The sequence below is a fragment of the Mycobacterium sp. IDUB_1 genome (assembly GCF_055419625.1).
The window spans coordinates 763,703-781,492 of sequence record NZ_JBVAYA010000002.1 but is presented as its reverse complement, the minus strand read 5'-3'; the positions used below and the strand labels follow the sequence as shown (position 1 = coordinate 781,492).

Here is a 17,790-nt window from a genome sequence, read left to right as displayed (position 1 = left end):
AGCCTACCGCCGGGCCGTGACCGCCAGCACCGCATCGGCCAGCTCGGGCCGGCACACGATGAGGTCGGGCAGCTTGGAGTCCCGCTGGTTGTAGATCAGCGGCGAACCGTCGATACGCGAGGTGAACAACCCCGCCGCGCGGGCCACCGCGACCGGCGCGGCCGAGTCCCACTCGTACTGCCCGCCGGCGTGCACGTAGACATCGGAGATGCCCTGCACCACCGACGCGACTTTGGCTCCCGCCGAACCCATTTCGACGAGCGTCCCCTCGAGTGCGTCCTTGACCTCCAGCGCGACGGCCGGCGGTCGGGTGCGCGAGACGACGATCCTCGGCGCCCCGGGCTGCGCCGGTGGCGCGGGCACCGTGGGCGTCGCCAGCGTGACGCCCTGCGCGGGCAACGCGACGGCACCGGCAACGAGTTCACCTGCCTGCCAGAGCGCGACGTGTACCGCCCAGTCGGATCGCCCGGCCTCGGAGAACTCACGCGTGCCGTCGAGCGGATCGACGATCCACACCCGTTCGGCCGAGAGCCGAACCGGGTCGTCGATGCCCTCCTCGGAGAGCACCGCGTCGTCGGGCCGCACAGCAGCCAGCGCCTCCATCAGGAAGTCATGAGAGCGCTTGTCCCCCGCTGCTTTTCGCTCCGCAGCGTCTGCTTCGGCGAACTCGGAGCGCACGTCCAGGAGCAGCGCGCCCGCTTCGGTGGCCAGTCGGGCCGCGACCTGGTGGTCGGATTCGGTCATGGTGTGCACTCCAGCAATTCGATCACCCGGTCGGCCAGTGCGTCGAGGGGTTCGTCCGGTGTCAGCTGCAAGTCGGGGTCCTTCGGTCGCTGGTAGGGGCTGTCGATTCCGGTGAAGTGGGTGATCTCACCGGCGCGGGCCTTCGCGTACAGGCCTTTCGGATCGCGACGTTCGCAGTCCTCGATCGGGGTGTCCATGAACACCTCGAAGAAATCCAGGCCGGCCGCTGTCGTCACCTGCCGTGCCAACGCCCGGTGCTCTTCGAGCGGGCTGATCGCAGGCACGAGCACCACCTGGCCGGAGTCGGCGAGGATGGCTGCGATGTGGGCCAGTCTTCGCTGGTTCTCCGCGCGGTCGGCCATCGAGAATCCGAGATCGGCGTTCAGTCCGTGCCGCAGGTTGTCGCCGTCGAGAACATAAGCGGGTACGCCCTTTTCGAGGAGTTTCTGCTCCACCAGCATCGCCACGGAGGATTTGCCGGAACCCGACAGGCCGGTGAACCAGACCGTGCGACCCTTCGACAGCCGGTCCTCGGATGTGCACAGCGACTGGTGGCGCACGGTGTTGGGGCTCGATGTCCGCGCCGTCACGTACGGCAGGATCATCCCCGCGGCGACCGTGCCGTTGGTGTTGGGGTCGATCAGGATGAACGAGCCCGTCGCCGCGTTGCGGCTGTACTCGTCGAGCAGCAGCGGCACCTGGCTGCGCAACGACACCCGGCCCAGCTCGTTCAACTTCAGCGCGGTCGCCGTCTTGTCGCGGTGCAGCGTGTTGACGTCGAGCCGGTAGTCCAGGGCCGTCACTCGCACGCGCGTGGTGCGTGTCGTGTGCTTGATCAGGTAGTCGCGACCGGGCTCCAGGGAGGCCTCGTCGGCCATCCAGCACACCGTGGCGTCGAACTCCTGGGTCACGCGCGGCTGGTTGTTGGGCCGGGCGATCAGGTCACCGCGGCTGATGTCGATGTCATCGGCCAAACTGACCGACACCGCCATCGGCGGAAACGCTTCCTGCACAGGGCCGCCCGGCCCTTCGATGGCGGTGATGCGGGAGGTCTTGCCGGTCGGCAGCACGACGACCTCGTCACCCGGACGCATGACACCGCTGGCGACCGTGCCCGCATAGCTGCGGTGATCGGCGTGTTCGCGGGTCTGGGGTCGGATGACGTACTGCACGGGGAACCGGACGTCGACCAGGTTGCGGTCACCGGCGATGTAGACGTCCTCGAGGTGGCTCAGCAGCGACGGTCCGTCGTACCACGGCGTGACATCGGACTTGGTGACCACGTTGTCGCCGTTGAGGGCCGACAACGGGATCGTCGTCACGTCCTGGACGTCGAGGCGTGCGGCGAATTCGTAGAACTCGTCGCGGATCTCGTCGAACCGCTCCTGACTCCAGTCGACCAGATCCATCTTGTTGACCGCGAGCACGATGTGCCGAATCCCGAGCAGTGAGGCCAGGAACGCGTGGCGCCGGGACTGCTCGAGCAGCCCGTGCCGGGCGTCGACGAGGACGATCGCCAGCTGCGCGGTCGACGTGCCGGTGACCATGTTGCGCGTGTACTGGATGTGACCCGGAGTGTCGGCGATGATGAATTTCCGCTTGGCCGTGGCGAAGTAGCGGTATGCCACATCGATCGTGATGCCCTGCTCACGCTCGGCGCGCAGGCCGTCGGTCACCAGAGCCAGATCGGTGTAGTCGTTGCCGCGTTCCTTGGAGGTGCGCTCCACCGCGGCGAGCTGATCCTCCATCACAGCCTTGCTGTCGTAGAGCAGCCGGCCGATCAGCGTGGACTTCCCGTCATCGACCGAGCCCGCGGTCGCGATACGAAGCAGTGTGGTCGCCATCAGAATCCTTTGTTCTTCGCGCAAGCTTCAAGATTTCCCGTCGCTTCGCTCGCCCAGGCCATCAGAAATACCCCTCGCGCTTCCGGTCTTCCATCCCCGCCTCTGAAATCCGGTCGTCGGCGCGCGTCGCCCCACGCTCGGTGAGCCGGGATATCGCGGTCTCCGCGATGACCTCGGATACCGTTGCCGCCGTGGACTCCACGCAGCCGGTGCACGTGACGTCGCCGACGGTGCGGAACCGCACCGTCTTCTCGATGATCGGCTCGTCCTTACGCGGCTGCATGAACTTGTGCACGGCCAGCAGCATGCCGTCGCGCTCGAAGACCTTGCGCTCGTGCGCGTAGTAGATGGACGGCAGCGCAATCTTCTCGGCGCCGATGTAGGACCAGATGTCGAATTCGGTCCAGTTCGACAGCGGGAACGCGCGGATGTGCTCACCCTTGCGGTGCCGACCGTTGTAGATGCTCCACAACTCGGGCCGCTGGTTTTTCGGATCCCACTGGCCGAACTCGTCGCGGAAGCTGAACACCCGCTCCTTGGCGCGTGCCTTCTCCTCGTCGCGGCGCGCACCACCGAACGCGGCGTCGAACTTGTTCTCCCGGATGGCCCGCAGCAGCGTGAACGTCTGCATCGGATTGCGGGACGGGATCGTCTCGACCACGCGGCCGGCGTCGATGTCGTCCTGCACCTTGGCCACCACCAGGCGCACACCCGACTGGGCGACCAGCTCGTCGCGCGCCTGGAGCACCTCGTCGAAGTTGTGGCCCGTGTCGACGTGCATCACCGGGAACGGCAGCCGCCCCGGCGCGAACGCCTTGAGCGCCAGGTGCAACATCACGATCGAGTCCTTGCCGCCGGAGAACAGCAGCACGGGCCGCTCGAATTCGGCGGCCACCTCCCTGATGATGTGGATGGCTTCGGCCTCCAGCGCACGCAGGTGGCTCAGCTCGTAGCGCCCCGCGTTGACCGCGGTGTCTTCGATCGTCGTCATGGCTTCCCTGGAAAGTTGGTAGATTTGACCGGATTTACGATCATCATCGCGCAATGTAGTCGCCGACCGGCGGACGTGTCAACGGTTCAGGCGGGTACCAAGACGCGACCGTGGGCCCTGTGCACGCGAAACGGGCGATACGCGTGCACAAGGCCCACAGTCGAACGGCTACAGCGTGACTTCTGAGAGCCTTCCCGTCGCGACGTCGAAGACGAAGCCGCGCAGCGATTCGTGCTTGGTCACGAACGGACTGGCGTCGATGCGGCGCAACGACTGCCGGACGTCCTCGTCGAGATCGCCGAAGGATTCCGCGGCCCATTCCGGCTTGATGCCGGTCTCCTCCTGGATGTCGCGCTTGAACTCGTCGTCGGTGAACGTCAGCATGCCGCAGTCGGTGTGGTGGATCAGGATGATCTCGCGGGTGCCGAGCAGGCGCTGGCTGATCGCCAAGGATCGGATCTCGTCGTCGGTGACGACGCCGCCGGCGTTGCGGATGACGTGCGCCTCGCCATCGGCAAGACCGAGGATGCGGTACACGTCCAGACGCGCGTCCATGCAGGCGACCACGGCGACGTGCTTGCTGGGTGGCAGGGGCAGCGGCCCGGAGAACGACTTCGCGTACTCCTCGTTGTTCTCCAGGTACTCGTCTGTCACGGACATGGCGCGACCGTAGAGATACCGCGCCGCGCCGTCACTGATAAGAATCAGTCAGCGCGCAAAGTGCCGAGTGTGAAGGTGCCGTCACACTGGCGGCCCAGCATGACGGCACCTTCACACTCGATCAGCGGGCCAGGTCGTAGACCGTCGCGCCGCCCACATCACGCGGGGTGAAGTTCTTCGTCACCCACGCGGTGATCTCCGCAGCGGACCCGGTGTCTCGACCGGGGCCGCGGTGCTCGCCGGCGATGAAGTAGCGGACCTGACCGTCGTCGACGTATTGCTCGAACTGCGCCAGCGTCGGCGACGGATCACTGCCCATGAAGCCACCGATCGCCATCACCGAGGTGCCGGTGCTCAACTCCAGACTGCTCGCGGTCATGGAGCCGACAGTGGCTGCGGCCCAACGGTTGTCGGTGGCCTTGACCAGGTTCTGCAGGGCGGTGTTCTCCGATGCCCGCACCGGACCACCCGGCCCGCCGAACCCACCGGGGCCACCCGGACCGCCGAACCCACCGGGCCCGCTGAACCCGGCGTGTGCCGCCGCCGGGCCTGCCATCGCGCCCGGGCCGCTGGCGGGATGGGCGGCCGTCTCGATCGCGTACGCCGCGGGTGCGGCGGCGCCGAGGATCAGTGCGGCGCCGGCCACCGCCGCGGTGAACCGGCCCCACCGCTGCACGCCCGCCACCAGCAGAGCAGCCACCACCAGCAACCCGATGAGCACCACCCAGCGCAGCCACGGCTGCCATCCGTGTGCCCGGCCGAGCAACGCGAACGCCCACACTCCTGTGCCCGCCGACATCACGGCCAGCACCACCCGCGCCACCAGGGACTGCCTGTCCCGCCACAGTTCAGCTGCACTGATTCCCACCAGGGCGGCGACCGCGGGCGCCAACGCCAGCGTGTAGTACGGGTGGATGGTGCCGTCCATGAAGCTGAACACGGCGGCGGTCACCAGCAGCCACCCGCCCCACAGCAGCAGGCTGGCCCGCAGCGGCGCCGTGCGCTCGGCGCGCCGGGTGAACCACACGAGCGCCACCAGGCCGATCAGCGCCGCAGGCAGTAGCCAGGACACCTCGGCCCCGAACGACGGCCCGAACATTCGGCCGATGCCCGGTTTACCGCCGAAGAAGACGTGCGCCTCCCCACCCAAGTCGCCCATGCCACCGTGGTCGAGGCCCCCGCCGGGACCCTCCCCCCGACCGGCGATGCGCTGAATACCGTTGTAGCCCAGCGCAAGCTGAAGCAACGAGTTGTCGGTGGACCCACCGATGTAGGGCCGTGAGTCGGCGGGCCAGAGGCTGACCAGCGCCAGGAACGGACCCGCCGTCGCCACCATCGCGATCCCACCGGCGAGCAACGCGCGGACTCGCGGCCAGAACGCGATCGGCGCAGCGACCAGGAACGCGAGCGCCAGCCCGGGCACCACGAGGAAGGCCTGCAGCATCTTGGTCAGGAACGCCACGCCCAGCACCGCGCCTGCGCCCACGACCCAGCGGGTGCCGCCGGTCTCGATGGCGCGCACCATCAGGTAGGCCGCCACCACAAGCAGCAGCACCAACAGCGCGTCGGGATTGTTGTACCGAAACATCGACGCCGCCACCGGCATGACCGCCAGCGCGGCACCGGCGATCAGACCCGCACCCGGCCCGCTGACCCGGCGCACCGCGGCGTAGAGCACGCCCACCGATGCGACTCCCATCAGTGCCTGCGGCAGCAGCATCGTGAACGGGGTGAAGCCGAACAGCCTGCCGGACAGGGCCATGAACCAGATGGAGACGGGCGGCTTGTCGACGGTGATCGCGTTGCCCGAATCCAGCGAGGCGAACAGCCACGCCTTCCAGCTCTGGGTGCCGGCCTGCGCGGCAGCCGCGTAGAAGTCGTTGGCCCAGCCCGACGAGCCCAGGCCCCAGAGGTAGAGCACCGCGGTGGCGGCGAGCAGAGCCGCCAGCGCGAATCGGGGCCACCTTTTCGCGGGATCGCGCGGCGGTACGGACGTGGTGTCGACGGAGGTGTCAGCGGTCAGCGTCATCGAACGGTTCCTTCGGTGGCGGTGCGACGCGGATGAAACACCCAGCCGCGCAACAGGACGAAGCGGACCACGGTGGCCAGCAGGTTGGCCGCGATCAGCACCGCGAGTTCGACGATGCGGTGCGGGGCCGCGGAGGTGGCATGGAGCAGGCCCAGCGATCCGCTGGTGATGCCCAGCGCGATACCGAACACGATGAGCCCTTCGAGGTGGTGGCGGGCCAGCTTCGACTGACCGCGCACCCCGAAGGTGAAGCGGCGGTTGGCCGCGGTATTGCCGATCGCGGTGAGCAGCAGGGCGGTCAGGTTGGCCAGCTGGGCACCGATCTCGCCCTGCAGCAGCACGAACAGCGCGATGTAGGCCAGTGTGGACGTGACCCCGATCGCCCCGAAGCGCACCACCTGCCGCAGCAGCGACCGCGGCGGCGCCGTCTGCTGGGACGAACTCAGTTGCGCAGCGATCATGTTCACCGGGATCGCGCCGCTGGCGAAGCCGCGCAGCAGCCGGCCGATGCCGCGCAGGTCGGCCGCCGCCGTGGCGATGATGTCGACGCGGCTGTCGGGATCGTCCACCCAGTCGACCGGAACCTCGTGAATGCGCAGTCCGCTGCGTTCGGCGAGGACCAGCAGCTCGGTGTCGAAGAACCAGCCGGTGTCCTCGACGTAGGGCAGCAGTTGGGCCGCGACATCGGCGCGGATCGCCTTGAAACCGCACTGGGCGTCGGAGAATCCGGCCGACAGCGTCGACTTGAGGATGAAGTTGTAGCAGCGGGAGATGATCTCGCGTTTCGGGCCGCGGGTGACGCGCGCGCCACGCGCCAGCCGGGTGCCGATCGCGAGGTCGGAGTGACCGGAGATCAGCGGCGCCACCAGAGGTCCGAGCGCGGCCAGATCGGTCGACAGGTCGACGTCGGTGTAGACGAGAACAGCCGCGTCGGAGGTCGACCACACGTGGTGCAATGCCCGACCGCGCCCCTTCTCCTCCAGACGCACCCAGCGGACGTCGCTCAGCTCGGCCGCCAATTGTGCCGCGATGTGCGGTGTGTCGTCGGTGCTGGCGTTGTCGGCGATCGTGATGCGCGCCGCGAACGGCACCGCATCGTGCAGGTACCGGTGCAGCCGGTGCACCGATTCGGCCAGCACGGACTGTTCGTTGTAGACGGGGACGACGACGTCGAGCACGGGTGCCCCGGTCATGCGAGCGGTGCGCGCCGCATGGGGTCGGCGCTCGACGGGAATTCGGCCACAACGTGTCTCGGCCACGATGTCGGTGTGTGTCATGGGGTCCATGTTCTGTTGTGTATGTGTGCTCATCGTTGGCCCGAGCTATGTGCCGGCTGTGACTCGGTCAGGTCGTAGATGACGGTGCCGTCGACGGTTTGCGCGACGAAGTTCGCGCCCACCCAGTCGCGGATCGCCACCGACTCCTTCGATCCGCTGGCGGGGGCCCGACCCATGGTCATCATCCGGCCCGAGACGAAGTAGTGGATGCGCCCGGCAGCGACGTCGTCGACGAACTGCGCCAGCGTCGGCGACGGGTCGGTGCCGTTGAACCCGCCGATCGCCATCACCGGAGCGCCGATCGCGAGCTGATAGCCCGCGGCGTTGTTGGAGCCGACAACGGCTGCGGCCCAGGTGAAGTGGTCGGCGTCGGCGGCGAGCACCCTGACGAGTTCCGCACGTGGTGTCGGTGAACTCAGCAGACCGCCGCCGGGAAAGCCGGGGAAGCCGCCGCCCGGGAAGCCTCCTGTGCGCGCGGGTCCGACCGACGGGATGGCACCGGTGTGCGGCGTCGCCGCGGTGGCCAGCGTGTAGGCGGCGGGCGCGGCCAGGCAGCACACCACGGCGACCGCCGCGACCGCCCGGCTGACGCGGGCCCCCAACCGCCAGCCGATCAGGATCAGCGCTGCGGCTCCGACGCCCCCGATCACGACCGCGAACCGCAGCCACGGCAGCCACTGCGCTGTACGCGAGAGCAGTTGTGCGGCGAGGGCCACCGTGACCACCGTGGTCGAGGCCAGCGCGCTGGCCGCCCGCGGATCGCGACGGTGTCGCCACAGCAGGGGCGCGCCGATGCCGATGGTCGCGGCGATCGCCGGCGCCAACGCCACGGTGTAGTACGGATGCACGATGCCGTTCATGTAGCTGAACACCACAGCGGTGACCGCGAGCCAGCCGCCCCACAGCACCAGCGTGGCCCGGGTCGCATCGGTGCGGGGCGCCCGGCGGGTCAGCACCAACCCGGCGACGGCGCAGACGAGCGCGGCGGGCAGGAGCCAGCCGATGTCGGCGCCCATCGAATACCCGAACAGCCGACCCCAGCCGACATCGTGGTTGAGATTGCCCAGCCCGCCGGGCTCGTCGCCGGTGAGCCGTCCGAAACCGTTGTAGCCCAGCGTCAATTCGAGGATGCTGTTGTGTTGCGAGCCCCCGATGTAGGGCCGCGCATCAGCGGGCCACAGCTCGGCGAGCGCGAGGTACCAGCCTGCCGACACCACGAGAGCACCCGCGGCGAGCCCGAGGTCCAGCGTCCGCCGTCGCAGCGTCGACGGCCCGGCCATCAGGTAGGCCGCGGCGAACGCGGGCAGCACCAGCAGCGCCTGCAGCATCTTGGCGAGGAATCCGAATCCCACAGCAGCGCCCGCCGCGATCAGCCACCATCGGCTGGCGTCCTTTTCGCAGGCGCGCTGGGTGCAATAGGCGGCGAGCACCAGCATCAGCACCAGCAGTGCGTCCGGGTTGTTGAACCGGAACATCAGCGCAGCCACGGGTGTGAGCGCAAGGATCCAGCCGGCCAGCAGGGCGGCACTGGGACCGGCGGCACGGCGCACCGACGCGTAGAGCACGCCGACGGCGGCCACTCCCATGAGCGCCTGGGGCACCAGCATGCTCCACGGCGAGAATCCGAACGCCCGCGCCGAGAGGTCCATGATCCACAGCGCGGCCGGTGTCTTGTCGACGGTGATCGCGTTGGCGGCGTCGCTGGAGCCGAACAGCATCGCGGTCGCGTTGCTCGAGCCGGCCTGGACCGCCGCGGCGTAGAAGGAGTTGGCCCACCCCGAGGCACCGAGGTTCCACAGATACAGCACGGCCGTGCTGAGAAGGAGCGTCACCAGCCCCGGCGAGCAGACGCGAAGTCGCGCCAACACGCCGCGAAAAGGCCCAGTTCGCGTCTGCTCGCCGGGGTTGGGCGCAGCCTCGGGCCCCGACGTCAGCACGGTCACCGTTCGATCATCGGCGGCCCTGCTAGGTGCCCGATTGGCCTCCGCTGTGCTTTGGCTGTGAATTCACAGGAAGGCTCACCTCGAATTCGGTGCGCCCGGGCACGCTGCGCACCACGATGGTCCCGTCGTGAGCCCGCACCACCGCGGCCACGATCGCGAGCCCGAGACCGGTGCTGCCCCCGCGGCGGGAGCGCGACGAATCGCCGCGCGCGAAGCGTTCGAACACCTCCGGCTGCAGCGACGCCGGGATGCCGGGACCGTCGTCGACGACGGTCAGCACCACATTCTTCCCGAGGTCGTCGCCGGTCGCCGCCAACGACGTCGTCACCGTGGTGCCCGGCGGTGTGTGGATGCGCGCGTTGGCCAGCAGGTTGGCCATCACCTGGTGCAGCCGCGCCTCGTCGCCCGGCACGGCGACCGGTTCGTCGGGCAGGTCGAGCTCCCACTCGTGGTCGGGCCCGGCGACGTGGGCGTCGCTGACTGCGTCGACGACGAGCCGGGTCAGGTCGACGGGTTCGCGCTCCAGCGGGCGGCCCGCGTCCAGCCGGGCCAGCAGCAGCATGTCCTCCACCAGCCGCGTCATGCGTTCGGTCTCGGACTCCACGCGGTTCATCGCGTGGGCGACGTCGTCGGGTAGCTCGGCATGCCGGCGCTGCGCGAGCTCGGTGTAACCGCGGATCGCGGCGAGTGGGGTGCGCAGTTCGTGGCTCGCGTCGGCGACGAACTGGCGGATCCGGGTCTCGCTGTCATGCCGCGCCGAGAGCGCTCCCGCGATGCGGTCCAGCATGCGGTTCAGCGCCGACCCGAGCTGCCCGACCTCGGTGTGGGCGGCGGCCGGGTCGACCACCACGATCGGTGTCGGCAGGTTCACCTCGCCGCGGTCGAGCTCGAGGTCGGCCACGTCGCGCGCCGCCGACGCCACCCGGGACAGTGGCGCGAGTTGCCGTCGGACTATCGCGATGCCGGCGAAGGCGGCAGCGATCAGGGCGAGCACGGCGGCGACGCAGAACATGCCGAGCACCCACAGCAGGGTGTCGTCGACGACCGACAGCGGCAGCCCGGTGACGATCGTCTGGGACCCGCCGCGGCGGTCGTGCAGCCCGATGACGCGGTAGCGACCCAGCCCGTCGAGGGTGACCGTCCGTGGGACGCGGTCGGGCGGCACCGCGGCCAGCTGCTCGGTGGCGGCCTCGCTGATCGTCGTGCGGCCGCCGTCGGCGGTGATCACGCCGGCGTCGGTGCCCCGTCCCGGCGTGACCACGGCGCCGACCGTGCGGGTGGCCTGGCCGGGGGCGTTGAGGAACCCTGGACCGGGACCGACCTCCGGGTCGAACCGCTTTCGGTCCTCCCAGCCAGGGGTGCCCGGCGCGAACACCGGCGGCGGCAGGTCGAAGATCGCCGCCGACCGCCGGCCGGCCTCGACGAGTTGCTCGTCGAGCTGGTGGGACAGGAAGCGCTGCAGCGCGAACTCGGTGGCGACGCCGATGCCGGCGATGACGACGGCCAGCAGGACCATCTGGGTGACGATCAACCGCACCCGCAGCGACCACGTCCGGGGCGAGAAGACGCGGCCCCGCGTGGCCTGCTTCCCGTCAGCGTGCGGGCTTGAGGACATACCCGGCGCCGCGCAGCGTGTGGATCATCGGCTCCCGGCCACTGTCGATCTTCTTGCGCAGATACGAGACGTACAGCTCGACGATGTTGGACCGTCCACCGAAGTCGTAGCTCCACACCCGGTCCAGGATCTGCGCCTTGCTCAGCACCCGCTTGGCGTTGCGCATCATGAACCGCAGCAACTCGAACTCGGTCGCGGTCAGCGTGATCGGTTCCCCTGCGCGCGTGACCTCGTGGCTGTCCTCGTCGAGCACCAGGTCCCCGACCACGATCGTCGCGCCGGCGGCCTCAGTGCTCACCCCGGTGCGGCGCAGCAGCGCGCGCAACCTCAGCACGACCTCTTCGATGCTGAACGGTTTGGTGACGTAGTCGTCGCCGCCTGCGGTCAGCCCGGCGATGCGGTCCTCCACCGAATCCTTGGCGGTGAGCAGCAGCAGCGGCAGGCCGGGGATCTGCTCGCGCAGGCGGTGCAGGACGTCCAGACCACTCATGTCGGGCAGCATCACGTCGAGCACGACCACGTCGGGCGGGTTGTCGCGCGCCGTCGCGATCGCGGTGGCACCGTCGCCGGCGGTCGAGATCTCCCACCCCTCGTACCGCAGCGCCATAGACACCAGCTCGGCCAGCACCGGTTCGTCGTCGACGACGAGCACGTGCACCGGGCTTCCGTCGGCGCGGCGCATCACCACCCGTGCGTCGGTATCGCTGGTCGAAGGGGCCACGAGCCCCATTATGGGCGCCGGTCGTGGGCCCCGGCTGTGCCGAAGCTATGCGCCCGCTGTGAAGCGGGCGCACAGCCGGCGCTCATGTGCGTGAGTCATCCTGGCGTCATGACTGACTCTTCGGCTGGTCTCGAGAAAGCCGCTTTCGATGACGGGGTCTGGACCCAGCCTCCGGAGCCACGCCGCTGGGGAGCCCGCCACATCGCGGCCGCGGTGGCGATCGCGGTGGTGATCGGCGGGTTGGGCGGCGCGGCAATCCATGCCGCGAGGGGCAACGCACCCCATTTCGGTCCGTTCATGAGTGACATGTCGCATGACGCCGCGCCGGAGGGCCGCCACGTGGGAGGACCCGCGATCTCATAACCTGTGCGCATGCAGCGCCGAGGCGGTCCCGCCGGATGACCCGCTTCCTGGCGCGGCGGCTGCTCAACTACCTGGTCCTGCTCGCCCTGGCCTCGTTCCTGGCGTTCACGCTGACCTCCCTGACGTTCCATCCGCTGGACAGTTTGCTGGAGCGCAGTCCACGCCCGCCGCAGGCGGTGATCGACGCCAAGGCGGCCGAGCTGGGCCTCGATCAACCGATCCCGCTCCGGTATGCGCACTGGGTGTCGGCGGCGGTGCGCGGCGATTTCGGCACGACGGTGACGGGCCAGCCGGTGACCGACGAGCTGTGGCGCCGCGTCGGGGTGAGCCTGCGGCTGGTGATCATCGGTTCGGTGCTCGGCACGATCATCGGCGTCGTGGTGGGCGCCTGGGGCGCGGTCCGGCAGTACCGGCTGTCCGACCGCGTGATCACCGTGGTGTCCCTGCTGATCATCAGCGCCCCCACGTTCGTGATCGCCAACCTGCTGATCCTCGCTGCGCTGAAGGTCAACTCGGTGCTCGGCCTGCGACTGTTCGAATACACCGGGGAGACGTCGACCGACGCGGTCGGCGGCGGCTGGAACCAGTTCGTGGACCGGCTGCAGCATCTGGTGTTGCCGACCGCGACGCTGGCGCTCGGCTCGATCGCGGGTTTCAGCCGCTACCAACGCAATGCGATGCTCGACGTGCTGGGTCAGGACTTCATCCGGACCGCAAGGGCCAAGGGGCTGACGCGGCGCCAGGCGTTGTTCCGGCACGGCTTGCGCACCGCGCTGATCCCGATGGCGACGCTGTTCGCCTACGGCATCAGCGGTCTGGTGACGGGCGCGGTGTTCGTCGAGAAGATCTTCGGCTGGCACGGCATGGGTGAATGGTTCGTGCAGGGCATCGCCGCCCAGGACACCAACATCGTGGTCGCGTTCACCGTGTTCTCCGGGACGACGATCCTGCTGGGTGGCCTACTGTCCGACGTCCTCTACGCCGCCCTCGACCCGCGGGTGCGTGCCTCGTGACCGTTCAGGATTCGAGCCAGCACTTCGTGTCGCGACGAGCGCTGGTGTGGCGCCGGTTCCGCCGCAACCGGCCCGCGATGGTGTCGGTCGTGGTGCTGGTGCTGCTGTTCGTGAGCTGCTGGGCGCTGCCGCCGCTACTGCCGTACTCGTACACCGACCTGGACTACTACGCGTTGCAGCAGCCGCCATCGCCACAGCACTGGTTCGGCACCAACGCGCTCGGCCAGGACCTCCTGGCACAGACGCTGCGCGGCATGCAGAAATCGATGGTGATCGGCGTCTGCGTGGCGGTCATCTCGACGCTCGTGGCCGCCACGGTCGGCGCGGTCGCCGGATATTTCGGTGGCTGGCGCGACACCGCGCTGATGTGGTTCGTCGACCTACTGCTCGTGGTTCCGGGGTTCATCCTGATCGCGATCGTCACCCCCAGTACTCGGGGCGCGGGCACGGTGGTGTGGCTGATCGTGCTGCTCGCCGCGTTCAGCTGGATGATCAGCTCCCGCATGGTGCGTGGGCTGACGATGAGCCTGCGCGATCGCGAATTCGTCGCCGCCGCACGCTATATGGGAGTCAGCAACACCCGGATCATCGCCCGGCACATCGTGCCCAACGTGGCGTCGATCCTGATCATCGACACCACGCTCAACGTCGGCGTCGCAATCCTCGCCGAGACCGGCTTGAGCTTCCTCGGCTTCGGCGTGCAGCCCCCCGACGTGTCCCTGGGCACGCTGATCGCCGCAGGCACCGGGTCGGTGACGACGTTCCCGTGGGTGTTCCTGTTCCCCGCCGGGGTGTTGGTGACGATCGTGTTGTGCGCCAACCTGATCGGCGACGGTTTACGCGACGCGCTCGACCCCGGGGTGCGTCCGGCCCGTTCGAGGGCGCGCCGATGACGCTACTGCAGGTGCGTGGTCTGACCGTCACGTTCCCCACCGACACCGAACGGGTGGCCGCGGTCCGCGGGCTGGACTACGACGTCGCCTCCGGTGAGGTCGTCGCGCTGGTCGGCGAGTCGGGGGCGGGCAAGTCGGCGGGCGCGATGGCGGTGGTCGGTCTTCTCCCCGAGTACGCCGAGGTGTCCGGCTCGGTGCGGCTGCACGGCACCGAGTTGTTGACGGCCTCCGACGCCGAGATGTCGCGGGTGCGCGGCGCTAAGATCGGCACCGTTTTCCAGGACCCGATGTCATCGCTGACGCCCGTCTACACCGTCGGCGACCAGATCGCCGAGGCGATCCGCATCCATCGCCGCGATGTCAGCCGCCAGGCCGCCCGCGCCCGCGCCGTCGAACTCCTGGAACTGGTCGGGATCGCCCGACCCGCCGAGCGCGCGGCGGCGTTCCCCCACGAACTCTCGGGCGGGGAACGCCAGCGCGTGGTGATCGCCATCGCGATCGCCAACGACCCCGACCTCCTCATCTGCGACGAGCCGACGACCGCGCTCGACGTGACGGTCCAGGCGCAGATCCTCGACGTGCTGCGCACCGCGCGCGACGTCACCGGCGCGGGCGTGCTGATCATCACCCACGACCTCGGGGTCGTCGCCGAGTTCGCCGACCGAGCACTGGTCATGTACGCAGGCCGCGCCGTCGAGACCGCGCCGGTCACCGACCTGTACACCCGGCGCCGAATGCCCTACACCGCAGGTCTTTTGGGGTCCGTACCACGACTGGACGCCACCCAGGGCGCGCGATTGGTGCCGATCCCGGGCGCTCCCCCGTCGTTGTCCGCGCTCCCCGACGGATGCCCGTTCTCGCCGCGCTGCCCCCTCGTCGTGGCCGAGTGCAGCAACGCCGAGCCGGAGCTGACGGCGGTCGGGCCGGATCACCGGGTCGCGTGCATCCGCCACGAGGAGGTCGCCGGCCGCAGCGCAGCCGACATCTACGGCGTCAGCACCGAGCCCGCGCGACCCGCGACCGACGTCGAGACGCCCGTCGTCGTCTCCGTGCGCGATCTGGTCAAGACGTTCCCGCTGACCAAAGGTGTGGTGCTGCGGCGCCGGGTCGGCGAGGTCCGCGCCGTCGACGGCGTCGATCTCACGGTGCGGCAGGGCCGCACGCTGGGCATCGTCGGTGAGTCCGGCTCCGGCAAATCGACCACGCTGCACCAGATCCTGGGACTGACCGCGCCGCAGCAGGGCAGCATCGAGGTGCTCGGCACCGACGTCGCCACCCTCGACCGCCGAGCACGCCGAACGTTGCGGGGCGACCTGCAGGTGGTGTTCCAGGACCCCGTCGCCTCGCTGGATCCGCGGCTGCCGGTGTCCGATGTCCTCGCAGAACCGTTGCAGGCCAACGGTTCCGACAAGAAGCACATCACCGACCGGGTGGCCGAGCTGCTGACGCTGGTGGGCTTGCGCCGCGAGGACGCCGCCCGCTATCCGGCCGAGTTCTCCGGCGGACAGAAGCAGCGCATCGGTATCGCCCGCGCGCTGGCGCTCCAACCGAAGATCCTGGCGCTCGACGAGCCCGTCTCAGCGCTCGACGTGTCGATCCAGGCCGGCATCATCAACCTGCTGCTCGACCTGCAGGACCGCTTCGGGCTGGCGTACCTGTTCGTCTCGCACGATCTGTCGGTGGTCAAACACCTGGCCCACGATGTCGCGGTGATGCACCGGGGCCGGATCGTCGAGCAGGGCACCAGCGCCGAGGTGTTCGGAAACCCCCGCGACGAGTACACGCGGCGGTTGCTGGCCGCGGTTCCGCGGCCGCCCGGTTAGCCGAGAACGCCGACGGCTCGGCAATGCTCACAGATTCGTCAAGCCCACCAGCACGTTCGGCTGGCCGGGGTACACCAAGGTGAGGACGAGCGTGGAGTTGTTCAACGTTGCCGACGTTCCGTCCGGGCGCTGGCTCACCCATACGTCACCTTGGCGCTGCAGATCCCAACCGGGACCCGAAGTCGCCAGGTGAAGACAATCAGTGCCGCAGGGAGCCAGGTTCCACGTCGTGGTGCTGCCTGGGCGCTTCCCCGAGGCTCCGGGATCGAGCATCGTCGCGGTGTAGCTTCCGGGCACGGGATCGGCAGCGGCCGGCGCCGCCAGTGCGATTACCGCGCTCACGCCAGCACAGGCAGATCCGATTGCAACGATCAGTTTCATGAAATTCTCCTCTTCGGTGTGCGCCTCTGATGCGAAAACATCTCGGGCAGAATTGCGATGGCGTCGGCCCAGTCGGAGTGACGGCAAAGGTTCGTGGGAATGCGTGCGTCATTCACTCAGTCGAGAAGACCGTCGAAGAATGAGGTCACCTTGTCGCCGACCTGGGCTCCGATGGCGCCACCGATACCGGGTATAGGAATCAGGAGACTCGTGAAATTGCCTGCCAGGTCGCCCAATTCGTCGCTCACATCCGCCGGATCATGTCTGATGATCGCGCCGAAGAGTTGGAACGTGTCGACGCCGATCGCGAGGACGTTCGTCAACTCGCCGACAACAGGGATTTCGCCGATGAGTGCCGTCGCGATCTCGAAGTTCTCCTCCCAGGGCGGATTGCGATCGCCGCCGCCGCCGTTCCCACCGCCGTCACCGTCACCGCCGTCACCGTCACCGCCGTCACCGTCGCCGTCACCGCCGTCACCGTCACCGTCACCGTCACCGTCGTCCTTCACCGTCGGGGTCGGTTTGGGAAGAATGCCGGGTAGGTCCGTGACCACATTGGGGGCCTCGGTCTTCTTGTAGAGGAAGACAAGGCTCAAGTAGTTGAGATGCGTTGTCTGGTCGTCCTCGACGAGATAGCTTTCGTCGCCGAGTACGAGCTTCTTGGCAGCGACCGCGTGGTAGGCGTCGAATATCGGCACGCCCGCCTCCAGATCGGCGGGGTCAGCGGCGAACGCGACAATGTAGTACTGATACTTCGCCAGTTCGACGGCCCCGACGTCCCCGAGCGCCGAACGCGGATCCGGAGCTTGTGTCAATCTCCACGCGTACGGAAGACCCAGGGAATCGACGCGAATGGGTGTCCATTCGCCTTCGCCGGCCTCGACATCGACAGCTGGCTGGAAGAAGTCGTAAGAGGCCGCGCCGAACAGCACCTGGTTGATCGAGGGCCCGGACGGAGCTACCGCAAGAGCCGAACTCGCCGATGCCGCTTGCCGATTCTTCGCCTCGCGGGCCGCCTTGATATTTTCGAACATCCCGCCGAACGGTCGGATCGACGCGAATGGCTCTGTCGGCGAGGCGTCTTCGGGTGCCGCCGGGGAGACGTTATCCGGACGCGATCGGTCTGCGCCCACGACGACGCGATGACGCAGCGGCGCGAATGGTCCGCTGCGCGGCGGCATGGGCGATTCGGAGGCGCCGCCGTCCTTGGCGCCGTCGACGCTCACCCCTGGAGATGCCTCGTCGGGCACGGTCGTACGGACGAAACGGGTCTGCCGGTGCCGGGGTGTTTCTCGTTGAGCGGAACCAACCGACAGTTTCTCCTGTGAGCCCGGGCGATCAGCGTGAACGCGGACGATCTTCCCTTCTGACCGTTGTCGATCCGCGACGCGCGCTGTGAGCTCTTGGCGTCGATTCGACTGTCGCGGAGTGGTTGCGGCGGTCGACCCGGCACCGGAGCTCGCTGTAGGGCGGTTGTCGCTCGGCCCCTCGTC

General features: G+C 68.7%; 15 protein-coding genes. 4 read left to right on the top strand and 11 right to left on the bottom strand.

Going from position 1 to position 17,790, the window contains the following annotated elements:
- Positions 1-3: 3 nt before the first annotated feature.
- The 9 genes from ACZYYX_RS16770 to ACZYYX_RS16730 all read right to left on the bottom strand — a co-directional run bounded on the left by ACZYYX_RS16770 (position 4) and on the right by ACZYYX_RS16730 (position 11,785).
- Positions 4-744 (bottom strand): 3'(2'),5'-bisphosphate nucleotidase CysQ, encoded by a 741-nt coding sequence (locus ACZYYX_RS16770; RefSeq protein ID WP_463815676.1) that lies wholly within the window; start codon positions 742-744, stop codon positions 4-6.
- Positions 741-2,588, bottom strand: a complete 1,848-nt coding sequence (gene cysN, locus ACZYYX_RS16765; protein WP_463815675.1) for a sulfate adenylyltransferase subunit CysN — start codon at positions 2,586-2,588, stop codon at positions 741-743. Before cysN ends, ACZYYX_RS16770 begins: the two co-directional genes overlap by 4 nt.
- Positions 2,589-2,649: 61 nt before the next feature.
- Positions 2,650-3,579, bottom strand: a complete 930-nt coding sequence (gene cysD, locus ACZYYX_RS16760; protein ID WP_463815673.1) for a sulfate adenylyltransferase subunit CysD — start codon at positions 3,577-3,579, stop codon at positions 2,650-2,652.
- Between the two features lie 168 nt (positions 3,580-3,747).
- Positions 3,748-4,239 (bottom strand): beta-class carbonic anhydrase, encoded by a 492-nt coding sequence (locus ACZYYX_RS16755; RefSeq protein WP_463815671.1) that lies wholly within the window; start codon positions 4,237-4,239, stop codon positions 3,748-3,750.
- Between the two features lie 121 nt (positions 4,240-4,360).
- Complete coding sequence (locus ACZYYX_RS16750; protein ID WP_463815669.1) at positions 4,361-6,268, bottom strand: ArnT family glycosyltransferase; 1,908 nt, start codon at positions 6,266-6,268, stop codon at positions 4,361-4,363.
- Positions 6,265-7,545: a bifunctional glycosyltransferase family 2/GtrA family protein gene (locus ACZYYX_RS16745; RefSeq protein WP_463815667.1), complete on the bottom strand. Its 1,281-nt coding sequence runs from the start codon at positions 7,543-7,545 to the stop codon at positions 6,265-6,267. The genes ACZYYX_RS16750 and ACZYYX_RS16745 overlap by 4 nt, the downstream gene beginning before the upstream one ends.
- A gap of 29 nt (positions 7,546-7,574) precedes the next feature.
- On the bottom strand, positions 7,575-9,488 hold the full coding sequence (locus ACZYYX_RS16740) for a glycosyltransferase family 39 protein (protein ID WP_463815666.1): 1,914 nt from the start codon (positions 9,486-9,488) through the stop codon (positions 7,575-7,577).
- 22 nt (positions 9,489-9,510) lie between these two features.
- Positions 9,511-11,103 (bottom strand): sensor histidine kinase, encoded by a 1,593-nt coding sequence (locus ACZYYX_RS16735; protein WP_463815665.1) that lies wholly within the window; start codon positions 11,101-11,103, stop codon positions 9,511-9,513.
- Positions 11,081-11,785 (bottom strand): response regulator transcription factor, encoded by a 705-nt coding sequence (locus tag ACZYYX_RS16730; protein WP_335329209.1) that lies wholly within the window; start codon positions 11,783-11,785, stop codon positions 11,081-11,083. The genes ACZYYX_RS16735 and ACZYYX_RS16730 overlap by 23 nt, the downstream gene beginning before the upstream one ends.
- Before the next feature lie 147 nt (positions 11,786-11,932).
- Between ACZYYX_RS16730 and ACZYYX_RS16725 the strand changes: the two genes are divergently transcribed.
- The 4 genes from ACZYYX_RS16725 to ACZYYX_RS16710 are packed head-to-tail and all read left to right on the top strand — an operon-like array spanning position 11,933 to position 15,916.
- The gene (locus tag ACZYYX_RS16725) at positions 11,933-12,187 is read left to right on the top strand and encodes a hypothetical protein (RefSeq protein WP_463815663.1); all 255 of its coding nucleotides are present in this window, start codon (positions 11,933-11,935) and stop codon (positions 12,185-12,187) included.
- A gap of 35 nt (positions 12,188-12,222) precedes the next feature.
- Positions 12,223-13,200 (top strand): ABC transporter permease, encoded by a 978-nt coding sequence (locus ACZYYX_RS16720; protein WP_463815662.1) that lies wholly within the window; start codon positions 12,223-12,225, stop codon positions 13,198-13,200.
- Complete coding sequence (locus tag ACZYYX_RS16715; RefSeq protein WP_463815660.1) at positions 13,197-14,093, top strand: ABC transporter permease; 897 nt, start codon at positions 13,197-13,199, stop codon at positions 14,091-14,093. The genes ACZYYX_RS16720 and ACZYYX_RS16715 overlap by 4 nt, the downstream gene beginning before the upstream one ends.
- Entirely contained in the window at positions 14,090-15,916 is a 1,827-nt protein-coding gene (locus ACZYYX_RS16710; protein ID WP_463815659.1) for an ABC transporter ATP-binding protein, read from the top strand. Before ACZYYX_RS16715 ends, ACZYYX_RS16710 begins: the two co-directional genes overlap by 4 nt.
- A gap of 27 nt (positions 15,917-15,943) precedes the next feature.
- On the opposite strand, the gene ACZYYX_RS16705 is transcribed toward ACZYYX_RS16710, so the two are convergent.
- Positions 15,944-16,258, bottom strand: a complete 315-nt coding sequence (locus ACZYYX_RS16705) for a hypothetical protein (RefSeq protein WP_463815657.1) — start codon at positions 16,256-16,258, stop codon at positions 15,944-15,946.
- 155 nt (positions 16,259-16,413) lie between these two features.
- Positions 16,414-17,547 (bottom strand): hypothetical protein, encoded by a 1,134-nt coding sequence (locus ACZYYX_RS16700; RefSeq protein WP_463815655.1) that lies wholly within the window; start codon positions 17,545-17,547, stop codon positions 16,414-16,416.
- Positions 17,548-17,790 lie beyond the last annotated feature (243 nt).